Here is a 22,196-nt window from a genome sequence, read left to right as displayed (position 1 = left end):
GATGGACGTGGAACTTCCCGAACTCCCTTTCCCGCTCCGCACATACGGACCCGACGGGCACTGGACCCACGAGGACGGCGTGCTGACCGGATGGGCCGGGCCCCGGCAGGACCGGTTCGTCACGCCCACCGGGGAGGCGCTCGACCCCGCCTCGGACGCACCCCGGCTGCTGGGCGCGCCCGAGGGTGACTTCCAGTTGATCGCACGGGTCACCGTGGGGTTCCGGGCCGCCTTCGACGCGGGCGTCCTCTACGTCCACGTCGGCGAGCGGGCCTGGGCCAAGCTGTGCCTGGAGTACTCCCCGGACCTGCCCACCGTCTGCACGGTGGTCACCCGGGGACACTCCGACGACGCCAACTCCTTCACGGTGGAGGGGAGTTCGGTGTGGCTGCGGGTCAGCAGGACCGGGCGGACCTTCGCCTTCCACGCCTCCCGGGACGGCGAGCGGTGGACCTTCGTGCGGCTGTTCACGCTGGGCGACGAGAAGGAGACGGGCGCCGCGCTGGTCGGCTTCATGGCCCAGTCGCCGATGGGGGAGGGGTGCGTGGTCACCTACGACCACCTCGCGTTCAGGACCTCCTGGCCGGCCGACCTGCGAGACGGCAGCTGAGCAGGAAGGTCACGGAGAGCAGGGCCGCCGCCACGGCCAGGCTCGGCCGCAGCCCCGTGGCGAACCCCCCGGAGGTCAGCGCTCCGAACACCGCGATCCCCAGCCCGCCGGACACCTGCCGTGCCGAGTTGAGCACACCGGCCGCGAGGCCCGCCCGCTCGGCCGGCACGGCGTCCAGCATGACGACGGTCAGGGTCGGGACGGCCAGCGCGACCCCGAGGCCCGTCGGGACGAGGAGGACGGCCACCGCGACCGTGGGCGTGTGGGCGTCGATGGTGAACAGCGCCAGCAGGCCCAGGACCGCGAGCGCCTGGCCCAGCAGCAGCGGCAGGCGGGGCCCGTAGCGTCCCGCCAGCTTTCCGGAGGCCATGTTCGTCACCGCGATCAGCCCGGTCATCGGCAGGAACAGCAGGCCGGCGCAGAGCGCGGAGCGTTGCTGCACCTGCTGGAAGAAGAGCGAGAAGAGGAAGATCATCCCGTAGAACGCGACGCTGCACGCGGAGCCCGCGGCGACCGCCACCCGCACCGCCCGGTCGCGGAACAGCCCGGGCGGCACCACCGGATGCGCCTGGCGGGACTCGATCCGGACGAACAGGGCGACGGCGGCGACCGCGACGGCGAAGGCCACGAGGCCCGTCGTACCGCCCTCGATGACCGCGAACGTCACCGCCGTCAGGGCGAGTACGGCCATCACCTGGCCTGGCAGGTCCAGGGGGGCGGGCCTGCGCTCCGAACGGGGCGCGCGCAGCAGCAGGACCAGAGCCGCGACGCCGAGCGGCAGGTTGACGAAGAAGATCCCCCGCCAGCCCCAGGCCGTGGTCAGCGCCCCGCCCGCGACCGGGCCGAGCGCCAGCGCCGTCGAGCCGCCGACCGCCCAGGTGGCCACCGCGCGGGCCCGCCGTGCCCGATCGGCGTAGGCCTGTCGTACCAGCGCCAGCGACGCGGGCAGCACCGCGGCCGCCGCCAGGCCCTGCACCGCCCGTGCCCCGATCAGCGCGGGGAGGTTCGGTGCCAGCCCGCAGGCCGCCGAGGCGAGGGTGAAGACGGTGACGCCGAGGGCGTACGCCCGGCTCGCCCCGGCCCGGTCGGAGAAGGCGCCCGTGGACAGCATCAGGGCGGCGAGGGCCAGGGTGTAGGCGTCCACCACCCACTGCAGCCCGGCCATCCCGCCGCCGAGGGACGAACCGATCGCCGGGAGGGCCACGGTCACCACGGTGGCGTCGAGGGTGATGAGCGCGGAGCCGAGCATGGCGGCCGCGAGGGTGCGGGCGGGTGCGGGACCTTTGGGCAACTCGCCTGTCAGTACGGCGAGTTGGGGTTCGGTGCGGGGCTGGTCTGTCGGCATGCCTCCATGCTGCTGATCTCGTGCGGCCTACAGTAGTGGCCTGAATGCCACGCACCCGGAGGTTCTGGCCATGCTGCGCGTCGCGGTCGTCGCGTCCCCGCCCGTGTCGATGTTCAACCTCGCCATCCCCGAGCTGCTGTTCGACAAGGTCGAGGTCGACGGGCGGCCCGGCTACGAGGTGGTGATCTGCGCGCCCGACCCCGGCCCGGTGCCCACCACCGGCAGCCTCGACCTGCACGTCCCGCACGGGCTGGAGGCGCTGCGGAAGGCGGACACGGTGATCGTGGCGGGCACCGGCAAGCCGTTCTCGCCGGATCCGCGGGTGCTGCGGGCACTGCGGGAGTCCGCCGAGGCGGGGGTACGCATCGCCGCCCTGTGCACCGGCGCCTTCTCGCTCGCCGAGGCCGGTCTGCTGGACGGCCGCAAGGCCACCACCTACTGGGCGCACGCCGACGAACTGCGCCGCCGGCACCCCGGCGTGGAGGTCCAGGGCGACGTCCTCTACGCCCAGGACGGCCAGTTCCTCACCTCCTCCGGCTACGCCGCCGGCATCGACCTGTGCCTGCACCTCATCCGCACCGACTACGGCGCCGCCGTCGCCAACGAGGTGGCCCGCCTCGCCCTGGTCGCCCCGGTCCGCCCCGGCGGCCAGACCCAGTTCACCCACACCCCGCTGCCGCCCGAGCGGGGCACCGTCTGCGCCGACACCCGCGGCTGGGCCATGCGCAACCTCGACAAGCCGCTCACCCTCACCGACCTGGCACGGCACGCCGGGGTCTCGGTACGCACCCTCACCCGGCGCTTCCACGCGGAGAGCGGGGTCAGCCCGCTCCAGTGGCTGCTGCACCAGCGCATCGAGCGGGCCAGGGAACTGCTGGAGACCACCACCCTGCCCATGGACCAGGTGGCCGCGGCCTGCGGCCTGGGCACCGCCGACTCGCTGCGCGCCCACCTGGTCCGCCGCACCGGCCTCACTCCGAGCACCTACCGCGCCCAGTTCAGCCGGCACGCGCCCGTGCGGCCCGCGGACCGCGAGGGAACCGGTCCCGGTGTCGTCACGTCCTCCGTTGCATGATCAGTGAACGCATGACCGGCGCCCTGGTGATCCGCACCGCCCTGCCCGCCGAAACCGAAGTCATCGCCGATCTGCACGTCCGGGCCCGCTCGACGTACTACCCGGACGGGCTCCCGCAGGGCGACGTGGACTGGGCCGAGGCCTGGCGCGGCTCCATCGAGCGCCCCGACGGCCATGTGCTGTGCGCCGTCGAGCACGGCCGGATCGTCGGCATCGCCTCCTTCCGCACCCCGGACGGCGCACCCGCCGACGCGGTCAAGCTCTTCCAGTTCCACGTCGACCCCGACCACTGGCGCGCCGGAATCGGCACCGCCCTGCACGCGGCCTGCGTGGAGCAGTGGCGTGCCGACACCCGGCGCACGGCCGTCCTCGACGTGCACGTGGACAACGCCCGCGCCCAGGCCTTCTACGCCCGCCAGGGCTGGGTCCCGGACCCCGACAACCCACCCGCCGAGGGGGACCACCACCTCTTCCTGCGCCTCGCCGTGCCACCGCGGGAATGAAACGGCCTGCTTGAACGTTCACGTACTAGGCGGGGAGAGCCCCCGCAGTCGTACGACCTGGAGAGAGCCGAAGCATGCGCGTCGAGATCTGGAGCGACATCGCCTGCCCCTGGTGCTACGTGGGCAAGGCCCGCTTCGAGAAGGCGCTGGCAGCCTTCCCGCACCGTGACGACGTCGAGGTGGTGCACCGCTCCTTCGAGCTGGACCCGGGCCGCGCCAAGGGCGACGTGCAGCCGGTGATCACCATGCTCACCAGGAAGTACGGCATGAGCGAGGCACAGGCCCAGGCCGGCGAGGACAACCTGGGCGCCCAGGCCGCCGCCGAGGGCCTGGACTACCGCACCCGGGACCGGGACCACGGCAACACCTTCGACATGCACCGGCTGCTGCACTTCGCCAAGGAGCAGGGCCGGCAGGACGCGCTGATCCAGATCCTGTACCGGGCGAACTTCGCCGAGGAACGCTCCGTCTTCACCGAGGGTGACGAACGCCTGGTGGAGCTGGCCGTGGAGGCGGGACTGGACGCCGAGGCCGTCCGCCGGGTGCTCGGCGACCCGCAGGCCTACGCCGACGAGGTCCGCGCCGACGAGCGGGAGGCCGCCGAGCTCGGCGCGACCGGCGTGCCGTTCTTCGTCCTGGACCGCGCGTACGGCGTCTCCGGAGCCCAGCCCGCCGAGGTCTTCACCCAGGCGCTGACCCAGGCCTGGGGGGAACGTTCCCCGCTGAAGCTGGTCGGGCAGGGGGACCAAGGGGACGGGGCGGCCTGCGGTCCGGACGGGTGCGCGGTACCGCAGCAGGGCTGAAACCGCAGGTCAGGGCGGACCTATAACAGCTCCTAAGGGGATCCACGTAAAAATGCGCAATGGACGGGGACTTCACGGGGCCGCAGAGTGGACCCATGGAGACCACGGAGTCGTTCGACAGCCTCGTCCGCGCCGAGTTCACCCCCAGGAACACCTACCTGAACACCGCGAGCAGCGGCCTGCTCCCGGCCCGTACGGTAGCCGCACTGCACGAGGCGGTGGCGATCCGGGCCGAGGGCCGGCCGCTGGATCCGCTCTTCGACGACGTCGAGGTCGCCCGGGCCACGTTCGCCCGGCTGGCCGGCGTGCCGGTGACCCGGGTCGCGTCCGGTCCGTCCGTCGCCGCCCAGAGCGGACTGATCGCCGCCGCGCTGCCCGCGGGCGCCGAAGTGCTCACCGCCGAGGACGACTTCACCTCCGTGCTGAACCCGTTCCATGTGCGCGGGGACCTCAAGATGCGGGCGGTCCCGCTGGAGCGGCTCGCCGAGTCGGTCCGCCCGGACACCGCCCTGGTCGCGGTCAGCGCCGCCCAGTCCGCCGACGGCCGGGTCGCCGACCTGCCCGCCCTGCGCGAGGCCGCCCGTGCGCACGGTGCGCGCACCTATGTCGACTACTCGCAGGCGGCCGGCTGGCTGCCGATGGAGGCCGGCGCCGACGACTTCACCGTGACGACGACCTTCAAGTGGCTGCTCGGCCCGCACGGGGTGGCCTTCCTCGTCGTCCCCGAGGACTTCGGCGGGCTGTCCCCGCTGCTGGCGGGCTGGGTCGCGGCCGAGGAGCCGTGGAACAGCTGCTACGGCCCGGTGACCGAACTCGCCCACTCCGCGCGCCGGTTCGACGTGAGCCCCGCGCTGTTCACCCACACCGGGGTGCGCCACTCGCTCGCCCTGATCGAGGAGCTGGGCGTGGCCGCCGTGCAGGCGCACGACCTGGCACTGGCCGAGCGGTTCCGTACCGGGCTCGCCTCGCTCGGCCACGAGCCCCTGCCCGCCCCCGCCTCGGCGATCGTCTCCGTCCCCGGACTGGGCTCTCGCCAGCCGGAGTTGAGCCGGGCCGGTATCGAGGTGTCCGACCGTGCGGGCAGTCTGCGGGCCTCGTTCCACCTGTACAACACGCCGGCCGACGTGGACCGGCTGCTGGACGTGCTCGCCGGCTGACATGACCGGGCCGGGACCTCCCGTCCCACACGAGGAGGCCCCGGCCCGGTGCTCGGGGGTCACTTCACCCAGGTCATGACACCGGGGTGAAGTCGCGCGCGCCGATGAACTCAGGCCTGCGCACCGGTGCCGCGAAGGGCTCCACGGCGGTGTTCTCCACGCTGTTGAACACGATGAAGACGTTGCTGCGCGGGAACGGCGTGATGTTGTCGCCGGAGCCGTGCATGCAGTTGCAGTCGAACCAGGTCGCCGAGCCGGCCCTGCCGGTGAACAGCCGGATGCCGTGCTCGCCCGCCAGCGCGGTCAGCGCCTCGTCGGACGGGGTGCCCGCGTCCTGCATCTGCAGGGACTTCTTGTAGTTGTCCTCGGGCGTGGCCCCGGCGCACCCCAGGAACGTCCGGTGCGAGCCCGGCATGATCATCAGGCCGCCGTTGGTGTCGTGGTTCTCGGTCAGCGCGATCGAGACTGACACGGTGCGCATGTTCGGCAGGCCGTCCTCGGCGTGCCAGGTCTCGAAGTCCGAGTGCCAGTAGAAGCCGCTCGCGCCGAAGCCGGGCTTGACGTTGATCCGGGACTGGTGGACGTACACGTCCGAGCCGAGGATCTGCCGGGCGCGGCCGACGACCCGCGGATCGCGCACCAGGTTCGCGAACAGCTCGCTGATCCGGTGCACCTCGAAGACCGAGCGGATCTCCTTCGACTTCGGCTCCACGATGGAGCGCTCGTCGGCGCGGATCGCCGGGTCGGTGACCAGCCGGTCCAGCTCACGCCGGTAGACCTCGACCTCGTCCGGGGTGATCAGCTGGTCGACGGCGAGGAAGCCGTCACGCTCGTACGCGTGCAGGTCGGCCGCCGGGATCGGGCCCGGTGTGTCCGGGGAGCCCCAGACGACCGGGTCCTGGCGCGGCACGGTCACCTCGGTGGTGCCGCGGGTCGGGTAGAGATCCTTCACGGGGGCAGTGGTCATGGTTTCTCACACCTCCTCGGGCTCGGTGAGCAGCGGGTAGACGCCGTTCTCGTCGTGGTCCTCCCGTCCGGTCACCGGCGGGTTGAACACACAGATGCAGTGGAAGTCCTCCTTGACGCGCAGCGTGTGCCGCTCGTGCCCGTCGAGGAGGTACATGGTGCCGGGCGTGATCGTGTACGTCTTCCCGGCCTCGTGGTCGGTGAGTTCGGCCTCGCCCCGGGTGCAGACGACGGCCTCGATGTGGTTGGCGTACCACATCGACGTCTCGGTCCCGGCGTACAGGACGGTCTCGTGCAGGGAGAAGCCGACCCGCTCCTTGGCGAGGACGATCCGCTTGCTCTCCCAGGTGCCGGACTTCGCCTTGACGTGCCGGTCGGTGTTCTCGATGTCCTTGAACGATCGGACGATCACGGTGGTGCTCTTCCTCCTGGTCGGCAATACGGTTCAGACGGTTTCCCGGACGGCGCGGGCGAGGACGCTCAGGCCCTCGTCCAGCTCGTCGGGGGTGATGGTGAGCGCGGGCAGCAGCTTGACGACCTCGCCCTCCGGGCCGGACGTCTCGATCAGCAGTCCCAGCTCGAAGGCGCGCCGGGCGATCCGCGAGGCCCGCTCCTTCTCACGGAACTCCAGGCCCCACACCAGCCCGCGCCCGCGGTACTCGCTGACGTCGGCGAGGTTCTCCTCGGTGATGGAGATCAGCGCCTGCTCGACCTGCTCGCCACGGGAGCGGGTCTGCTTCTCCATGGCCGAGCCGTCGGTCCAGTACGTCTCCAGCGCGGCCGTCGCCGTGACGAACGCGGGGTTGTTGCCACGGAAGGTGCCGTTGTGCTCGCCGGGCTCCCAGACGTCCAGCTCGGGCTTGAAAAGGCACAGCGACATCGGCAGCCCGTAGCCGCTGATGGACTTGGAGACCGTGACGATGTCCGGGGTGATGCCCGCCTCCTCGAAGGAGAAGAAGGCGCCGGTACGGCCGCAGCCCATCTGGATGTCGTCGACGATCAGCAGCATGTCCTGCCGCTCGCACAACTCCTTGAGCGCGCGCAGCCATTCGGGCCGGGCGACGTTGATGCCGCCCTCGCCCTGCACGGTCTCCACGATCACGGCGGCGGGCTTGTTGAGGCCGGACCCCTGGTCCTCCAGCAGCCGCTCGAACCACAGGAAGTCCGGGACCGTGCCGTCGAAGTAGTTGTCGAACGGCATCGGCGTGCCGTGCACCAGCGGGATTCCGGCGCCGGCCCGCTTGAAGGCGTTCCCGGTGACGGCGAGCGAGCCCAGGGACATCCCGTGGAAGGCGTTGGTGAACGACACGATCGCCTCGCGCCCCTTCACCTTCCGGGCCAGCTTCAGCGCCGACTCGACGGCGTTGGTGCCCGTCGGCCCCGGGAACATCACCTTGTACGGCAGGTCCCGCGGGCGCAGCACCAGATCCTGGAAGGTCTGCAGGAAGGACCGCTTGGCCGTGGTCGACATGTCCAGGCCGTGGGTCACCCCGTCCCGGGACAGATAGTCGATCAACGCCCGTTTCAGTACGGGATTGTTGTGGCCGTAGTTGAGTGACCCGGCACCGGCGAAGAAGTCGAGGTACGCATGACCGTCCTCGTCGTACATCCGGCTGCCCTGCGCGCGGTCGAAGACGGTGGGCCAGCCGCGGCAGTAGCTGCGCACCTCGGACTCGAGGGTCTCGAAGACGCTGAGGTCGGGCTGGGTGATGGTCACGGTGAATCGCTCCTCAGTGGGCGGTGAAGTCGGTCAGCGGGCCGATGCGGTAGAGCACTTCGGGGTCGTGCGGGCCGTCCGGGAACAGCTCGGCGGCGAACAGCACCTCACGCTCCAGGTGTGCGCCGTGCCGGGCGGCGAACGAGGTGAACAGCCGTTCGGACGCGGTGTTGCCCGGGGTGATGGTCGTCTCCACGCCGGTGATGCCGCGCTCGGTGGCGAGCCGTGCGGTCAGCCCGTCCAGCAGCCGGGCGGCGATGCCGTGACCCCGGTACGCGGAGTCGACGGCCACCTGCCAGACGAGCAGGGTGCGGGGGTGCTCAGGCCGCATGTAGCCGGTGACGAAACCGACCGGCTCCCCGTCCGCACCACGCGCCACCGCCGAGGTGCCGGCGAAGTCCCGGCACCACAGCAGATAGCTGTACGAGGAGTTCAGGTCGAGGGTTTTCGAGTCCTTGGCGAGACGCCAGAGCGCGGCTCCGTCGGTCATCGCCGGTCGGTCGATGAGTAGGTCTGCGGGTGCGGCAGTCATGCGGCACGAATTTAGCGAGGCGAATTAGGAAATGCACGGCCGTCTTCGCTGTGCCACACAGGAGCCTTGGCGAAATGCCCGAATTAACCCACGTCAAATCAGGACAAAGGTATCGCGCTGTGGAGTATGTCACAGTGCGTAAACCGCCAGAAAACCGCCAGGAAACTTCGCTGTTTAGCCTTGCAAAAAGCGGGCAGAAGAGGACGGGAAGCTGTCACCTGGAGAATAGGCGGGAATTGTGAAGCTAAATTGAATTCAGGCCCCGGTGTTGCCGTCGATTCGTTCACGCAGAATGTCGGCATGTCCGTTGTGCCGGGCGTACTCCTCGATGAGATGGATCAGCACCCAGCGCACGCTCACCTCGGCACCGGCCATCGGCTCGTCGACGATCCGGCCGGTTTCCTCCAGGGCCCGTCCGGCGAGCAGTTCCCGGCCGCGCGCGATCTCCTGCCGCCACACGGCCAGTGCGTCCCGCAGCCCCCGCTGCGGATCGAGGGCGTACCCGGTCGCCTCCTCGAACACCGGCGGCACGTCCAGTCCGCCCAGCACCCGCTGGAACCAGTTCCGTTCGACCTCGGCGAGGTGCTGGACGAGCCCGAGCAGTGTCAGCGACGACGGCTCCGCCGGCGTGAGCCGCGCCTGCCGGTCGTCCAGCCCCCGGCACTTCAGCTCCAGTGTGCCCCGGTGGAAGTCCAGCCAGCCCTCCAGCATGGCGCGCTCGGATCCGGTCATCGGGGGGACGGGCCGCCCGTCCGGGAGGGTGAGGGGCGCTTCGGGTGTGCCGGGGCTCCGGGGCGTCGATGGCGTCGTCATGAGGGAAGGGTGGCACGGGCCACGGACATCCGCGCCGGCGAGCGAGGCGGGACGGCATTCTTCCGGCCGCCGAGTCGGGTGGCCGGGCGGGAAACGGGGGCCCGGCGGGCGAAGAGCCCCCGGCGTCCGGTCCCGCGCCCAGTCCTGTGTCCGGTCCCGCGTCTAGTCCCGCACCGGGAGTGCCGCTCCGAGCGCCGCCAGGCACCGCTCCACGGTCTGAGGGGAAGCGTCCGCCCCGTAGTGGTTGACCCGGATCATCTCCTTGGCCAACGCGCCTCCCCCCGCGGCCAGCGGCAGCGTGGGATCACTCGCCAGCGCCCGGGCCACCACCTCCGACGCCACCACGTCCGACGGCACCCGCAGCGTCGTGGCCACCGGCGCCGCGTCCTTCTCCTCGTGCACATACGGCTCAAGACCCCCGCCCAAGCGGACCGCACCGGCCCGCGCGGCCAGCGCGGCGCTGCGGTGCCGGGCCATCACCGCGTCCAGTCCCGCGGACTCGATCCGCTCCAGGCACGCCTGAAGCGCCAGCATCTCCAGCTGGGCCGGGGCGTGCGGCAGCACCGTGCGGCCGGCGTCGGTCCAGCGGTCCTTCCAGTCCAGCAGGGACAGATAGGAGCGGCGCGGCGCGTTCGGGTTCGCCGCCATCCGCGCCCAGGCCCGCTCGCTCACCGAGATCGCCGACACGCCCGCCGGACCGCCCATCGCCTTCTGTGCGCCGATCACACACAGGTCCACGCCCCATGCGTCCGGCAGCACCGGCTCCGCGCCCACGGAGGCGACCGCGTCCAGGTAGAACAGCGCCCCCTGCTCGCGCACCACCTCGCCGATCTCCGCGACCGGGTTGGTGTTGCCGGTCGCCGCCTCCGCGTGCACCAGCGAGACGAAGTCGATCTCCGGGTGCGCGGCGAACGCCTCCCGGACCTGCTCGGCGGTGACGGCCGTGTGGAAGGGGACGCGGAGGTCGTACACCGTCGCGCCGCAGTCGCGGAGCCAATTCCCGAACGTCTGCCCGTACGGCCCGGTGATCACGTTCAGCGCCACCGTGCCCGGGCCGGCCGCCGCGCGGATCGCGCCCTCCAGCGGCAGCAGTGCCTCCCCCTGCGTGATCAGCACGTCCTGCCGGGTGTCCAGCAGCCGGGCGACGGCGTCCTCGATGGCGGCGAAGCGCTCGGCACTCAGCGGGGGCAGATCGAGGAAGGGGTGGCTCACGGCGGTGCTCTCTTCGTTCGCGGACGTCGGGACTCCCTTGATCTTAGGTCCAGCGGCTGAGAAACCATCGGTTTGATTTGAGAGACTCAAACTCTTCCTTATAATCGGAACCCTCAGTTCCCCCACAGGGAGATCCCCCATGAAAACGCTCCTCGGTCGCCGGACCCGCCTCCTGGCCGCCACCACCGCGACCGCCGGGCTGGTCCTCGTCGTGGCCGGCTGCTCCTCGTCGTCCGGCGGGGGGAACGGCGGCGCCACCGTCAAGGGGGTCCACGTCGTCAAGGCCGGCCAGCTGACCACCTGCACCCACCTGCCGTACCCGCCGTTCCAGTCGGAGATCAACGGCAAGGTGCAGGGCTTCGACGTCTCCCTCATCGACCTCGTCGCCAAGAACCTCGGCGTCAAGCAGCAGATCCTCGACACCCCCTTCGAGAACTTCAAGACCGGCGCCTTCCTGAACTCCGGCCAGTGCGACCTCGCCGCCGCCGGCATGACGATCACCGCCGAGCGCAAGAAGAACGTCGACTTCTCCGACCCGTACTTCGAGGCCACCCAGGCCGTGCTCGTGAACAAGAGCGCCGGCATCACCTCCCTCGCCGACGTGAAGGCCAAGGGCAAGAAGCTGGGTGCCCAGGCGCAGACCACCGGCGAGGACTACGCCCGGAGCAAGGGCTTCGACCCGGTCTCCTTCGCCTCCTCCGACGCGGTCCTCAACGGCCTGCGCACCGGCCAGGTCCAGGCCGTCGTCATCGACTACCCGGTGGTCCAGGGCTGGCTGAAGGACAAGGCCAACGCGGACGCCTTCAAGGTCGTCGACAACCTCAAGACGGGCGAGCAGTACGGCTTCACGGTCAAGAAGGGCAACAAGGCCCTGCTCGACGCCGTCAACAAGGCCCTGAAGGACGCCAAGGCCGACGGCACGTACAAGAAGATCTACGAGAAGTGGATCGGCCCGTACAACGCCTCCGTCGCCTCCCCGGCCCCGTCCGCCTCCTGACCCCATGGCCGACACGGACACACGTATCCAGCCCAGGAAGTCCGGACTGACACTCCGCCAGAAGCGCCGGCTCTCCCGCGGGGCGCAGTACGCCCTCTTCGTCGCCGCGGTGATCGCGTTCGCGGTCACCGCGGACTGGGGCCGGCTGCAGAACCAGTTCGCGCAGCCCGAGATCGCCGAGCGGCTGTTCCCGGACATCATCACGGTGGCCCTGAAGAACACCGTGCTGTACACGCTCTCCGGGTTCGTCGTGGGCCTGGTCCTCGGCATGGTCATCGCCCTGATGCGCCTGTCGTCCGTGGGGCCGTACCGCTGGCTCGCCGGTGTCTACATCGAGATCTTCCGCGGCCTGCCCGCACTGCTGATCTTCATCTTCGTCGGCACCGGTGTGCCCCTGGCCTTCCCGAGCGTCCAGTACCCGGGCGGCATCTACGGCAAGGTCGCCGTCGCGCTCGGACTGGTCTCCGCCGCCTACATGGCCGAGACGATCCGCGCGGGCATCCAGGCCGTGCCCAAGGGGCAGATGGAGGCGGCCCGTTCGCTCGGCTTCTCGCCCGCGCGGGCCATGGTCTCCATCATCCTGCCGCAGGCCTTCCGGATCATCCTGCCGCCGCTGACCAACGAACTCGTCCTGCTCTTCAAGGACTCCTCGCTGGTGCTGTTCCTCGGTGTCACCCTGGAGCAGCGCGAACTGTCCAAGTTCGGCAACGACCTGGCCAGCACGACCGCCAACTCCACCCCGATCCTGGTGGCGGGCCTGTGCTACCTGCTGATCACGATCCCGCTCAGCCTCGTCGTGCGCCGTATGGAGTCCAAGGCCCTCAGGGAGATCCGGTGACCCGCCCCGAGATCCGCGTCCAGGACCTGCACAAGTCCTTCGGCGACAACCACGTCCTGCGCGGCATCGACCTGGAGATCGGCCAGGGCGAGGTCGTCTGCGTCATCGGCCCCTCCGGCTCCGGCAAGTCCACGCTGCTGCGCTGTGTGAACCTGCTGGAGGAGCCGACCGGGGGCCAGGTCTTCGTCGGCGGCACCGAACTCACCGACCCGGACGTCGACATCGACGCCGTACGCCGCCGGATCGGCATGGTCTTCCAGCAGTTCAACCTCTTCCCGCACCTGAGCGTCACCGAGAACCTCACGCTGCCGCAGCGCAGGGTTCTGAAGCGGGACAGGGAGACCGCCGCGCGGATCGCCGCCGAGAACCTCGCCCGGGTGGGCCTGGCCGAGAAGGCCGACGCCTACCCGGCCTCCCTCTCCGGCGGCCAGCAGCAGCGCGTGGCCATCGCCCGGGCGCTGGCGATGGGCCCGGAGGTCATGCTCTTCGACGAGCCGACCTCGGCACTCGACCCCGAGCTGGTCGGTGATGTCCTCGCCGTCATGCGCATGCTCGCCACCGAGGGCATGACGATGATGGTCGTCACCCACGAGATGACCTTCGCCCGCGAGGTCGCCGACCGGGTCGTCTTCATGGACGGCGGCCTGATCGTCGAGGACGGCAGCCCCGACCAGGTCATCGGCGACCCGCAGCACGAGCGCACCCGCCACTTCCTCTCCCGGCTCCTCGACCCGGCGATGGCCCAGGTCGAGGAGGAGACCTCCGACCAGGTGGGGAAGGACCGGCCCTAGGTCGTTAGGGTGCGTGCATGAGCGATGGCGCCGTGCTGCACGTGAAGGGGCGGGTCCTCGTGGGCCCCGAGGACGTCCGCGACGAGCTGTGGGTGGTCGGCGGCCGGGTGTCGTACGACCGCCCCGCCGGCGCCCGCGACGTGCGGACCGTCGAGGGCTGGGCGCTGCCCGGCCTGGTCGACGCGCACTGCCATGTCGGCCTCGGCGCCGAGGGCCCGGTCGACGCGGACACCGCCGAGAAGCAGGCGCTCACCGACCGCGAGACGGGCACCCTGCTGATCCGGGACGCAGGCTCGCCCTCCGACACCCGCTGGATCGACGACCGTGAGGACCTGCCGAAGATCATCCGGGCCGGCCGGCACATCGCCCGCACCCGCCGCTACATCCGCAACTACGCCTGGGAGATCGAGCCCGACGACCTCGTCGCGTACGTCGCCCAGGAGGCCCGGCGCGGCGACGGCTGGGTCAAGCTGGTCGGCGACTGGATCGACCGCGACCTCGGCGACCTCGCTCCCTGCTGGCCGCGTGAGGCGGCCCGGGCGGCCATCGCCGAGGCCCACCGGCTCGGTGCCCGCGTCACCGCGCACTGCTTCGCCGAGAGCTCCCTGCGCGACCTGGTCGAGGCGGGCATCGACTGCATCGAGCACGCGACCGGCCTGACCGAGGACCTGATCCCGCTGTTCGCCGAGCGCGGTGTCGCGATCGTCCCGACCCTCGTCAACATCGCCACCTTCCCGCGGCTCGCGGCCGGCGGCGACACCCGGTTCCCCCGCTGGTCCGCCCACATGCGGCGGCTGCACGAGCGGCGCTACGACACCGTTCGCGGCGCCTACGACGCCGGGATCCCGGTGTACGTCGGCACCGACGCGGGCGGCTCGCTGGCCCACGGCCTGGTCGCGGAGGAGGTCGCCGAGCTGGTCACCGCGGGCATCCCGCCGGTCGAGGCGCTGTCCGCGACCAGCTGGGGCGCCCGCGCCTGGCTCGGCCGCCCCGGACTGGAGGAGGGCGCGCCGGCCGACCTGGTGGTGTACGCGGGCGATCCGCGGGCGGACGTACGGGTGCTCGCGGCACCGCGCCGGGTGGTGCTGAACGGCCGGATCGTGCAGTAAGGGAACGCCCGTGCCCGGTGATTCGAAGGGGAGTACGGCATATCCACGTTCGGGTGAAGTGGCCCTGGATCGCTGACCGTTCACCCACAGGACGTACAAGGTTGACGGGTCCCAAGCCTGTTTCCTCTGGGGGTCCCACCACCTTGAACAGCAACGACTTCCGCATGCCCGCACGCCGTCTCGCCGCCGTCGCGACGGTCACCGCCCTCGCCGCGGGGCCCGCGGTCCTGGGCGCGGGCCCCGCGCACGCGACCGCCGACCGCGGTCGCGCCTCCGCCGTCGTCCTGCGCACCGGGCTCGACGTGTCCCTGCTCGACAAGACCGTCGACGTCCCGCTCGCGGTCTCCCTCAACGAGGTCCAGGCGCCGCGGAGCGCCGACCGGACCGCGCTGTCGGCGCGGCTCGACGGCGTGGCCGGCGGCAGGCCGTTCACGGTCCTCGGCGCCGACGTCGCCTCGGCGAGGGCCACCGTGACCGCGCGGCGCGCCGAGGGCTCGGTCCGGCTCGTCGACGCCCGGCTGCACGTCCCCGGCCTGCCCCTGCTGTCCCTGATCGAGGTGGGCACGGTCACCGCCAAGGCGACCTGTGAGGCCGGCCGGGCGCCGGCCGCCTCGGCGAACGTCCTGGGCGCCGTCACCGTCCTCGGCAAGCGTGTCACGCTCACCGCCGGCGGTTCGACCGAGGTGAAGGTGCCCGGTGTCGGAGAGGTCCGCCTCGACCTCGCCCAGCGGCGCACCACGACCCGTACGGCCGCCGCCACCGCCCTCGAACTCAAGGTCTCCGTCAACCCCTTGAAGCTCAACGTGGCCGACGTCGAGGGCACGGTCACGCTGGCCAGGGCGACCTGCGAGTCCCCGACGGCCCCGCACCCGGTGCCGAGTCACGACCCGGCCGCGGGCGCCAAGCCGCAGGGCGCCCCCGCGAAGGCCGACACCGCCTCCGACGTGAAGCCCCAGGGAGGCGTGGCGAAGTCCGGCCTCGCGCAGACCGGCGGCAGCTCCGCCACCCCGTACCTCGCCGGCGGCGCGCTGGCGCTGGTGCTGGTCGGCGGGGGAGCGGTGACGGTGGCCCGCCGCCGCAGGGGCTGACGCCCCGGAGAGCGGCGGTGCGGCGGCGCCGGTCCCCCCGCCGCCCCCGCTCGGCCGTCACGCCGGGCCCCCGTCGCCGGGCCGGAGTTCACCCGCCGCCTGAACCGCCATGTGGTGCCGCGACGCGGGGTGCTCCGGCTGAACCACCCCACGGGGCACGGACTCCGCCTCACCCGCGAGACGCCGGCCGCCGCGACGGCCGCCCGGCAACTCGTCGTGTGCCTCCCTCGTGAGGCTGTCACGGCAGGGCAGCCGACAGCGCCTCCAGGAATCCGTTCACCGTGGCCCGGTCCCGCACAGCCACACGCACCCACTCCGCACCGAGCCCGGGAAACGTGTCGCCCCGTCGCACCGCATAGCCGAGGTCGCGCAGCCGACGCCGTACGGCCACGGCTCGGGGCATACGGACCAGCACGAAGGGCCCCTGAGCGGGGTCCACCACCCGCACGCCCCGCGAGGCGAACCCGGACAGCCCCGCCACCAGGTGGGCCCGGTCCGCCGCGATGCGATGCGCCGCATGCCCCGCCTCGGCCAGGGCCCGGGGCGCCACACACGCCCGCGCCGCGGCGAGGGCCGGCGTGGACACGGGCCACAACGGCTGGGCCCGCTCCAGCTCGGCGATGATCTCCGATGGTGCCAGCACGTACCCGATCCGCAGCCCGGCCAGCCCCCAGGTCTTGGTCAGGCTCCGCAGCACCACGAGACCCGGCACGTCCGTCCGCCCGGCCAGCGCCTCCCGCTCGCCCGGCACCGCGTCCATGAACGCCTCGTCGACCACCAGCACCCGCCCGGGCCGGGCGAGCCGGACGACAGCGTCCGCGGGATGCAGTACGGAGGTGGGGTTGGTCGGATTCCCGATCACGACCAGGTCGGCCTCCTCCGGCACCGCCGCCGGATCCAGCCGGAACCCGTCCTCCTCCCGCAGCAGCACCCGGTCCACGGTGTGACCCGCGTCCCGCAGCGCCGCCTCCGGCTCGGTGAACTGCGGATGCACCACGACCGGGCGCCGGATCTTCAGCGCCCGCGCCAGCAGCACGAACGCCTCCGCCGCACCGGCCGTCAGCAGCACCCGTTCCACCGGCAGCCCGTGCCGCGCCGCCACCGCCGCCCGCGCCGCCCGCCCGTCCGGATACGCGGCGAGCGACGACAGCGAGGCGGCGATCTCCTCCCGCAGCCACGGCGGGGGCGTGTCCGCCCGGACGTTGACCGCGAGGTCGGCCAACGCGGCCCCGTCGTCGCGCACTTCGGCGTCCCCGTGGTGCCGCAGATCGTGCCCGGACCCGCCGGTGTCGTCAGTGCGCATGGCTGTGCGCGTGCCCGCCGTGCGGGTGATGCCCGTGCCCGTGGTGGTGGTCGTCGTCGTCCGGGTGGAAGTGCGGCTGCTGCGGCAGCCCCACCTTGTCCTCGAAGCCCGGCAGCGCGATCCGGTACACGCACGAGTCGCAGTTCATGCGCAGATCGCCCTTGACGGCCTCCTCGTACCGCTCCATCACCAGGTCCAGCAGCTCCGGCTCGGGCCCGATGACGTCCGCCGAGCGTACGTCGGCCCCGGGGTTCGCGGCCGCCCACTCCTCGGTCTGCCGGCGCACCCGGTCCGGCAGGATGCCGGTGAAGAGGAAGTAGGGGAGGACGACGATCCGCCGCGCCCCCAGCCGGGTGCACCGGTCCAGGCCGCTCGGCACGTCCGGCGCCGCCAGCGACACGAACGCCGTCTCGACCCCCGCGTACCCGCGGCCCTCCCACAGCAGCCGGGCCGCCTTGAACACCTCGGCGTTGGCATCGGGGTCGGTCGAGCCACGCCCGACCAGCAGCACGGTCACCTCCGCGCGGTCCGTGTCGCCCAGCACCTCGTCCAGCCGCCGCTCCAGCACGCTCAGCAGGGCCGGGTGCGGACCGAGCGGGCGGCCGTAGGTGTACGCGATGCCCGGGTGGCGTTCCTTCTCGCGGGCCAGCGCGGCCGGGATGTCGCCCTTGGCGTGCCCGGCGGACACCAGCATCAGCGGCACGGCGGCGAACCTGCGTACGCCCTGCTCGACCAGCTCGGTGACGGCCTCGCCCAGCGGCGGCGGGGACAGCTCGATGAAGCCGCCCGCGACGGGCAGCCCGGGGTGGCGGCGGCCCAGCTCCCGGACGAAGTCGCGGAACGCATCGGCTCCGGCGTCGTCTCGGGTGCCGTGTCCGGCGATGAGCAGGGCGGGCGGGGTGGTCACGAGATCTCCTCAGATGAAACGGGGTGGTACAGCAGGGCGTTGAGCGCGGCGGAGGCGACCGCCGAGCCGCCCTTCTCGGACACGTTGCTCACGGCGGGCAGCCCGCTCTCGCGCAACGCGGCCTTGGACTCGACCGCTCCGACGAAACCGACGGGCAGGCCGATGACGAGCGCGGGGGAGGCATCCAGGGTCAGCAGCTCCTCCAGCGCGGTCGGGGCGTTGCCGATCACCCAGAGGGCACCGGGCCCCACCTGTTCGTAGGCGAGCCGGATGCCGTGCGCCGAACGGGTCCGTCCGGGGCCGGCCGTGGCGTCCCCCAGCCGGCACACGGTCTCACGGCGCGTGATGCCGGCCCCGACCATCTCCACGTCCACGACGACCGGTGCCCCGGCGTGCAGCGCCGCGTGCGCCTTCACCAGGTCGTCCTCGGCCGTGACGAGGTCGGTCGCGTACTCCAGGTCGGCGGCGGAGTGGATGACCCGCTCCACCACCGCCCGGGTCAGCGGCGGGAAGTGCGAGGTGTCCAGGCGGGCGCGCAGCCGCCGGTAGGACTCCTCCTCGATGGGATGGACCACACGGGCCACAGGGTTCACTTCGGCTCCTCCTGCCAGCGGTAGCCGCGCGGGGTCACCATGCGGCCCGCGATGATCCGGGTCGCGGTGTTGCCGACGGTCACGACCGTCATCATGTCGACCGTCGCCGGGTCGAGTGCGGCGAGCGTGGTCACCCGGCTCGACTCGTCCGGCCGCGAGGCGTTCCGTACGACACCCACCGGTGTCGCCGGCTCCCGGTGCCCGGCGAGGATCGCGAGCGCCTTGGGCAGCTGCCAGTCGCGGCCCCGGGAACGCGGGTTGTAGAAGGTCACGACGATGTCCGCCTCGGCCGCGGCCCGCACCCGCCGCTCGATGACCTCCCACGGCGTGTGCAGGTCGGACAGGCTGATGGACACGTGGTCGTGGCCCAGCGGCGCGCCCAGGACCGCCCCGGCGGCCAGCGCGGCCGTCACCCCGGGCACTCCGGCCACCTCGATGTCGTCCGACGCCTCGGCGAGCGCCGGGGACGCCATGGCGTACACGCCCGCGTCCCCGCTGCCGATCAGCGCCACGGCATGTCCCTTGCGGGCCTCCGCGACCGCCGTACGGGCCCGCTCCTCCTCGGCGCCGAGCCCCGACTCCAGCACCCGGGTCCCCGGCCGCAGCAGGTCCCGGATCTGGTCCACGTACTGGTCCAGCCCGACCAGCACCGACGCCCGGCGCAGCTCGGCCGCCGCGCGCGGGGTGAGCAGGTCCCGGGCGCCCGGTCCGAGCCCCACCACGGCGAGCCGGCCGCGCCCCGGGCGTCGTACGACCGCGCAGGTCGCCATCGCGGGCTGTCCGTCGGCGCGCTCGGACTTCCGCTTCGGGACCAGCAGTTCACCCCCGCGCACCAGCGCGGCGGCCTCCGCCACCGACGGCGTGCCGACGGCCGCGAGCGGCGCGTCCGACGGGTTGGGCACCTCCACCGCAGCCAGCTCCTCGGCGGAGTAGGTCACCAGGGGCACCCCGAGCCGTTCGGCGGCGGCCAGCAGGCCCGGCTCCTCCGCCTTGGCGTCCACCGTGGCGAGTTCGGCCACGGACCGCACCGAGAGGCCGGCCTGCGCCAGCGCCGCCTCGACCAGTGCGAGCACCTCCTCGGCCGGCGCGCCCCGGGACGCGCCGACCCCCACCACCAGGGACGGCGGCCTGAGCAGCACCTCGCGCTCCCCGGCCCGGACGTCCCGGTCGGTGAGCCGGATCGTGTACGGCCCCTGCGCCGAGGTCGGCAGCGGCGGCAGCGGCCACGGCACCTCCGCCTCCAGCGCGACCGCCTCACCGTCCAGCAGGGCCCGGGAGACCAGGGCGACCGATCCCTCGTACGGCAGCCCGAGCGTGTCCAGGCCCGCCAGTCCGACGGAGTCCGTCGCGGTCGTCACCACCGGCTCCGCCCCCAGCACCTCGCCGATCGCACGGGCGAGTTCGTTGGCACCGCCGCCGTGGCCGCCGACCAGCGACACCGCGAACCGGGCGCCCTCGTCCACGCACACCACACCCGGGTCGGCCGCCTTGTCGCCGAGCAGCGGCGCGAGCAGCCGTACCACCGCGCCCGTCGCCAGGAAGCACACCAGCTGCTCGCACTGCGCGAACGCGGCCCGTACCGCCTCCCCGACGGGACCCTCGTACACCCGCGTGCGGTCCGGCCAGGCCGCGGCCAGCCGGTCCCGCGCCGCCGCCCCCGCCGCGGTGGCGGAAATCAGGCCGATCACTCGGTAACTCCTTCGCTAGTCGCCGGGGGTCTGACGCCCCACAGCAGAAACACGGGATTGGTCGCCGCGAGCCGGGTCACGTCCCCGGGCAGCGGCGCCAGGCGCGAGGACTGCAGCAGCACCCCGTCGCAGGTGAACCCGGCATCGGTGAGCGCCTCCCGGGCGGCCGGCACGCGGTCCAGCGCGGCCATGGCCACCACGACCGTCCGCCGGGCGCGGCGGGCGCACGCGGCGACGATGCCGGGCAGCTCACGCCCGCCGCCGCCGACGAACACGGCGTCGGGGTCGTCCAGGCCGGACAGCGCGGTGGGTGCCGTCCCGTGCACGACCCGCACGTCGACGCCGTGCGCGGCGGCGTTGGCGCGGATCCGCGCCACACCGTCCGAAGCCTTCTCGACGGCGGTGACGGCGGCACCGAGCCGCGCGCACTCCACGGCCACGGAGCCGGAACCCGCGCCGACGTCCCAGACCAGATCGCCGAGCCGGGGCCCGAGCCGCGCCAGGGCGAGCGCCCGCACCTCGAACTTGGTGATCATCGAGTCGCGGTGGGTGAACTCGCCCTCGTCCAGGGCCCATCCGGCGGGCCCGGCCGGCGCCCCGGCGACCGTACGCACCCCGCCGAGCGCGCGTGTCTCGTCGAGGCACAGCACCACGCTGACGTCCGGGCCCCAGTCCCGGGCGGCGGCCTCGGCGGGCGTGACCCGCTCGACCCGTTCGTCCGCGGAGCCGAGGGCGGAGGCGACGACGAGCACCCGCCCGCCGGATACGGGCGCCGAGGCGATCTCCGTCCGGGGGGAGCCCGGCGCGGGCGCGGCCACCGGCACGGCGGCCGCGCCCCCCGGCACCCGCGGGTCGTGCAGCAGCGCCGCCCCCAGTTCCGCCGGCCCCGCGCCCGGTCCCGTCAGCACCGCCACCTTCGGCCGCGCCCGGCACACGTTGACCGCCGTACGAAGCTCCCGGCCGTGCGCGCTGACCACCACGGCGTCGTCCCACGGCAGCCCCGCCCGTGCGAAGGCGGCGGCGACCGACGAGACCCCGGGCCGCACATCCAGCCGCCGCGGCCCGAACCGCTCGGCCAGCACCCGCACGATCCCGAAGAACCCCGGGTCGCCGGAGGCCAGCACGACGACCCGGCTCCCCTTCTCCAGATACCGCTCCACGACGTCCAGCGCCGGTGCCAGCGGCCCCAGCACGACCCGCTCGGCGGTGTCGGGCAGCCGTACCGCGTCCAGGTGGCGGCGCCCGCCGACCACCAGCGCGGCGCCCGCGAGGACGTCCTCGTCGACCGGGGCGCCGGTCCCCGTGCCGACGACCGTGATCAACTGTTCGTCCTCTGCTCGCGCAGCGCCCGCCGGGCCTCCGGGTCGGCCTTCCGGTACCCGTGGAAGTGCCCCGGGTGGTACAGGTGCGAGCGGGTGCCGTGCGCGTCCAGCGCCGGTCCGACCAGGAACAGCGTGTGCTTCCAGAGCTTGTGCTCCTTGACCGTCTCCTCCAGCGTGCCGACCGTGCAGCGCACGATCAGCTCCTCCGGCCAGGTCGCCTGGTAGGCGACGAGCACCGGGGTGTCGGTCGGATAGCCGCCCTCCAGCAGCTCGCGCACCAGCTGTCCGCTGCGCGCCGCCGACAGGAAGACCGCCATGGTCGTGCCGTGCCGGGCGAACTCGCGTACCTCCTCGCCGGGCGGCATCGGCGTCTTGCCGCCGCCCAGCCGGGTGAGGACGACGGACTGGGCGACCTCGGGGATGGTCAGCTCACGCTGCGCGAGCGCGGCGACGGCGGAGAACGACGAGACGCCCGGTACGACCTCCGTGGCGATCCCGATCTGCGCGCACCGGTCCAGCTGCTCCTGCGTGCCGCCCCACAGCGCCGGGTCGCCGGAGTGGATCCGGGCCACCCGCAGGCCCTCCGCGTGGGCGCGCCGGTAGACGGCGACGACGTCCTCCAGGGACATGGCCGCCGAGTCCAGGACCTCCGCGTCCGTGCGCGCGTGCTCCAGGACCTCGGCCTGGACCAGGCTCGCCGCCCAGATCACCACGTCCGCCTGTGCGATCGCGCGCGCGGCACGGAACGTCAGCAGATCGGCGGCGCCGGGGCCGGCACCGACGAACGTCACCTTGCCGGTGGGGGCATCGGCCATGGGAGGGTCCTC

Annotated in this window: 23 protein-coding genes; 10 read left to right on the top strand and 13 right to left on the bottom strand. The window is 72.7% G+C overall.

What is annotated here, in order from left to right; translation table 11 throughout:
- Position 1 precedes the first annotated feature (1 nt).
- Entirely contained in the window at positions 2–610 is a 609-nt protein-coding gene (locus tag IO33_RS0117865; protein WP_031165939.1) for a DUF1349 domain-containing protein, read from the top strand.
- On the opposite strand, the gene IO33_RS0117860 is transcribed toward IO33_RS0117865, so the two are convergent.
- Positions 570–1,955 (bottom strand): MFS transporter, encoded by a 1,386-nt coding sequence (locus tag IO33_RS0117860; protein WP_031165937.1) that lies wholly within the window; start codon positions 1,953–1,955, stop codon positions 570–572. The genes IO33_RS0117865 and IO33_RS0117860 overlap by 41 nt on opposite strands.
- A gap of 70 nt (positions 1,956–2,025) precedes the next feature.
- Here IO33_RS0117860 and IO33_RS0117855 point away from each other — a divergent pair, with 70 nt between their 5' ends.
- The 4 genes from IO33_RS0117855 (at position 2,026) to IO33_RS0117840 (ending at position 5,493) form a co-directional block, all read left to right on the top strand.
- A complete protein-coding gene (locus IO33_RS0117855; RefSeq protein ID WP_078963741.1) occupies positions 2,026–3,030 on the top strand; it encodes a GlxA family transcriptional regulator in 1,005 nt (334 codons plus the stop codon).
- A complete protein-coding gene (locus tag IO33_RS0117850) occupies positions 3,027–3,533 on the top strand; it encodes a GNAT family N-acetyltransferase (protein WP_031165931.1) in 507 nt (168 codons plus the stop codon). The genes IO33_RS0117855 and IO33_RS0117850 overlap by 4 nt, the downstream gene beginning before the upstream one ends.
- Before the next feature lie 74 nt (positions 3,534–3,607).
- Complete coding sequence (locus tag IO33_RS0117845) at positions 3,608–4,336, top strand: DsbA family oxidoreductase (protein ID WP_031165928.1); 729 nt, start codon at positions 3,608–3,610, stop codon at positions 4,334–4,336.
- Positions 4,337–4,431: 95 nt separating this feature from the next.
- Positions 4,432–5,493 (top strand): aminotransferase class V-fold PLP-dependent enzyme, encoded by a 1,062-nt coding sequence (locus tag IO33_RS0117840; RefSeq protein ID WP_031165927.1) that lies wholly within the window; start codon positions 4,432–4,434, stop codon positions 5,491–5,493.
- Positions 5,494–5,566: 73 nt separating this feature from the next.
- On the opposite strand, the gene thpD is transcribed toward IO33_RS0117840, so the two are convergent.
- The 6 genes from thpD to IO33_RS0117810 form a co-directional block, all read right to left on the bottom strand.
- Positions 5,567–6,460 carry an ectoine hydroxylase gene (gene thpD, locus IO33_RS0117835; protein ID WP_031165926.1) on the bottom strand — a complete coding sequence of 298 codons (894 nt, stop codon included), beginning with the start codon at positions 6,458–6,460 and terminating at the stop codon, positions 5,567–5,569.
- 6 nt (positions 6,461–6,466) lie between these two features.
- A complete protein-coding gene (locus IO33_RS0117830) occupies positions 6,467–6,871 on the bottom strand; it encodes an ectoine synthase (protein ID WP_031165925.1) in 405 nt (134 codons plus the stop codon).
- A 33-nt stretch (positions 6,872–6,904) separates the two neighbouring features.
- Positions 6,905–8,176 carry a diaminobutyrate--2-oxoglutarate transaminase gene (ectB, locus tag IO33_RS0117825; protein WP_031165922.1) on the bottom strand — a complete coding sequence of 424 codons (1,272 nt, stop codon included), beginning with the start codon at positions 8,174–8,176 and terminating at the stop codon, positions 6,905–6,907.
- A gap of 13 nt (positions 8,177–8,189) precedes the next feature.
- A complete protein-coding gene (gene ectA, locus IO33_RS0117820; protein WP_031165920.1) occupies positions 8,190–8,708 on the bottom strand; it encodes a diaminobutyrate acetyltransferase in 519 nt (172 codons plus the stop codon).
- A 255-nt stretch (positions 8,709–8,963) separates the two neighbouring features.
- Positions 8,964–9,521, bottom strand: a complete 558-nt coding sequence (locus tag IO33_RS0117815; protein ID WP_031165917.1) for a DinB family protein — start codon at positions 9,519–9,521, stop codon at positions 8,964–8,966.
- A gap of 162 nt (positions 9,522–9,683) precedes the next feature.
- Positions 9,684–10,733: a pyridoxal-phosphate-dependent aminotransferase family protein gene (locus IO33_RS0117810; RefSeq protein ID WP_037685623.1), complete on the bottom strand. Its 1,050-nt coding sequence runs from the start codon at positions 10,731–10,733 to the stop codon at positions 9,684–9,686.
- A gap of 139 nt (positions 10,734–10,872) precedes the next feature.
- Between IO33_RS0117810 and IO33_RS0117805 the strand changes: the two genes are divergently transcribed.
- From IO33_RS0117805 to IO33_RS0117785, 5 genes are all read left to right on the top strand, one after another.
- Positions 10,873–11,730 (top strand): transporter substrate-binding domain-containing protein, encoded by an 858-nt coding sequence (locus IO33_RS0117805; protein WP_031165913.1) that lies wholly within the window; start codon positions 10,873–10,875, stop codon positions 11,728–11,730.
- Positions 11,731–11,734: 4 nt separating this feature from the next.
- On the top strand, positions 11,735–12,568 hold the full coding sequence (locus IO33_RS0117800) for an amino acid ABC transporter permease (RefSeq protein ID WP_031165911.1): 834 nt from the start codon (positions 11,735–11,737) through the stop codon (positions 12,566–12,568).
- Positions 12,565–13,359 (top strand): amino acid ABC transporter ATP-binding protein, encoded by a 795-nt coding sequence (locus tag IO33_RS0117795; RefSeq protein WP_031165909.1) that lies wholly within the window; start codon positions 12,565–12,567, stop codon positions 13,357–13,359. The genes IO33_RS0117800 and IO33_RS0117795 overlap by 4 nt, the downstream gene beginning before the upstream one ends.
- Positions 13,360–13,376: 17 nt before the next feature.
- On the top strand, positions 13,377–14,468 hold the full coding sequence (locus tag IO33_RS0117790) for an amidohydrolase family protein (protein ID WP_031165907.1): 1,092 nt from the start codon (positions 13,377–13,379) through the stop codon (positions 14,466–14,468).
- A 143-nt stretch (positions 14,469–14,611) separates the two neighbouring features.
- Positions 14,612–15,556 (top strand): SCO1860 family LAETG-anchored protein, encoded by a 945-nt coding sequence (locus tag IO33_RS0117785; RefSeq protein WP_031165905.1) that lies wholly within the window; start codon positions 14,612–14,614, stop codon positions 15,554–15,556.
- Positions 15,557–15,794: 238 nt separating this feature from the next.
- On the opposite strand, the gene cobC is transcribed toward IO33_RS0117785, so the two are convergent.
- Genes cobC through cobM form a run of 6 tightly spaced genes read right to left on the bottom strand, consistent with a single transcriptional unit; the run spans position 15,795 to position 22,184 of the window.
- Positions 15,795–16,859 (bottom strand): Rv2231c family histidinol phosphate aminotransferase CobC, encoded by a 1,065-nt coding sequence (cobC, locus tag IO33_RS0117780; RefSeq protein WP_031165903.1) that lies wholly within the window; start codon positions 16,857–16,859, stop codon positions 15,795–15,797.
- The gene (locus tag IO33_RS0117775) at positions 16,849–17,766 is read right to left on the bottom strand and encodes a sirohydrochlorin chelatase (RefSeq protein WP_031165901.1); all 918 of its coding nucleotides are present in this window, start codon (positions 17,764–17,766) and stop codon (positions 16,849–16,851) included. Before IO33_RS0117775 ends, cobC begins: the two co-directional genes overlap by 11 nt.
- A complete protein-coding gene (locus IO33_RS0117770; protein ID WP_031165899.1) occupies positions 17,763–18,350 on the bottom strand; it encodes a precorrin-8X methylmutase in 588 nt (195 codons plus the stop codon). The genes IO33_RS0117775 and IO33_RS0117770 overlap by 4 nt, the downstream gene beginning before the upstream one ends.
- 5 nt (positions 18,351–18,355) lie before the next feature.
- Positions 18,356–20,047: a precorrin-3B C(17)-methyltransferase gene (gene cobJ / locus IO33_RS0117765; RefSeq protein ID WP_031165896.1), complete on the bottom strand. Its 1,692-nt coding sequence runs from the start codon at positions 20,045–20,047 to the stop codon at positions 18,356–18,358.
- On the bottom strand, positions 20,044–21,369 hold the full coding sequence (locus IO33_RS0117760; protein ID WP_031165894.1) for a bifunctional cobalt-precorrin-7 (C(5))-methyltransferase/cobalt-precorrin-6B (C(15))-methyltransferase: 1,326 nt from the start codon (positions 21,367–21,369) through the stop codon (positions 20,044–20,046). The genes cobJ and IO33_RS0117760 overlap by 4 nt, the downstream gene beginning before the upstream one ends.
- Positions 21,366–22,184, bottom strand: coding sequence for a precorrin-4 C(11)-methyltransferase (gene cobM / locus IO33_RS0117755; protein ID WP_031165891.1), 819 nt, complete (start codon positions 22,182–22,184; stop codon positions 21,366–21,368). Before cobM ends, IO33_RS0117760 begins: the two co-directional genes overlap by 4 nt.
- Between the last annotated feature and the right edge of the window lie 12 nt (positions 22,185–22,196).

The organism is Streptomyces durhamensis, assembly GCF_000725475.1.
Lineage (GTDB): Bacteria > Actinomycetota > Actinomycetes > Streptomycetales > Streptomycetaceae > Streptomyces > Streptomyces filipinensis.
Note: the sequence above shows the minus strand (reverse complement) of the source record. Positions and strands in the feature narration are given on the sequence as shown.

What these genes read in the sequence shown, in the direction of transcription:
- ectA (WP_031165920.1), bottom strand. Translation starts at nt 8,708, where the DNA reads ATGACTGCCGCACCCGCAGACCTACTCATCGACCGACCGGCGATGACC.
- IO33_RS0117865 (WP_031165939.1), top strand. Translation starts at nt 2, where the DNA reads ATGGACGTGGAACTTCCCGAACTCCCTTTCCCGCTCCGCACATACGGA.
- IO33_RS0117860 (WP_031165937.1), bottom strand. Translation starts at nt 1,955, where the DNA reads ATGCCGACAGACCAGCCCCGCACCGAACCCCAACTCGCCGTACTGACA.
- IO33_RS0117815 (WP_031165917.1), bottom strand. Translation starts at nt 9,521, where the DNA reads ATGACGACGCCATCGACGCCCCGGAGCCCCGGCACACCCGAAGCGCCC.
- IO33_RS0117850 (WP_031165931.1), top strand. Translation starts at nt 3,027, where the DNA reads ATGATCAGTGAACGCATGACCGGCGCCCTGGTGATCCGCACCGCCCTG.
- IO33_RS0117840 (WP_031165927.1), top strand. Translation starts at nt 4,432, where the DNA reads ATGGAGACCACGGAGTCGTTCGACAGCCTCGTCCGCGCCGAGTTCACC.
- cobC (WP_031165903.1), bottom strand. Translation starts at nt 16,859, where the DNA reads ATGCGCACTGACGACACCGGCGGGTCCGGGCACGATCTGCGGCACCAC.
- IO33_RS0117790 (WP_031165907.1), top strand. Translation starts at nt 13,377, where the DNA reads ATGAGCGATGGCGCCGTGCTGCACGTGAAGGGGCGGGTCCTCGTGGGC.
- cobM (WP_031165891.1), bottom strand. Translation starts at nt 22,184, where the DNA reads ATGGCCGATGCCCCCACCGGCAAGGTGACGTTCGTCGGTGCCGGCCCC.
- IO33_RS0117845 (WP_031165928.1), top strand. Translation starts at nt 3,608, where the DNA reads ATGCGCGTCGAGATCTGGAGCGACATCGCCTGCCCCTGGTGCTACGTG.
- thpD (WP_031165926.1), bottom strand. Translation starts at nt 6,460, where the DNA reads ATGACCACTGCCCCCGTGAAGGATCTCTACCCGACCCGCGGCACCACC.
- IO33_RS0117805 (WP_031165913.1), top strand. Translation starts at nt 10,873, where the DNA reads ATGAAAACGCTCCTCGGTCGCCGGACCCGCCTCCTGGCCGCCACCACC.
- IO33_RS0117800 (WP_031165911.1), top strand. Translation starts at nt 11,735, where the DNA reads ATGGCCGACACGGACACACGTATCCAGCCCAGGAAGTCCGGACTGACA.
- IO33_RS0117855 (WP_078963741.1), top strand. Translation starts at nt 2,026, where the DNA reads ATGCTGCGCGTCGCGGTCGTCGCGTCCCCGCCCGTGTCGATGTTCAAC.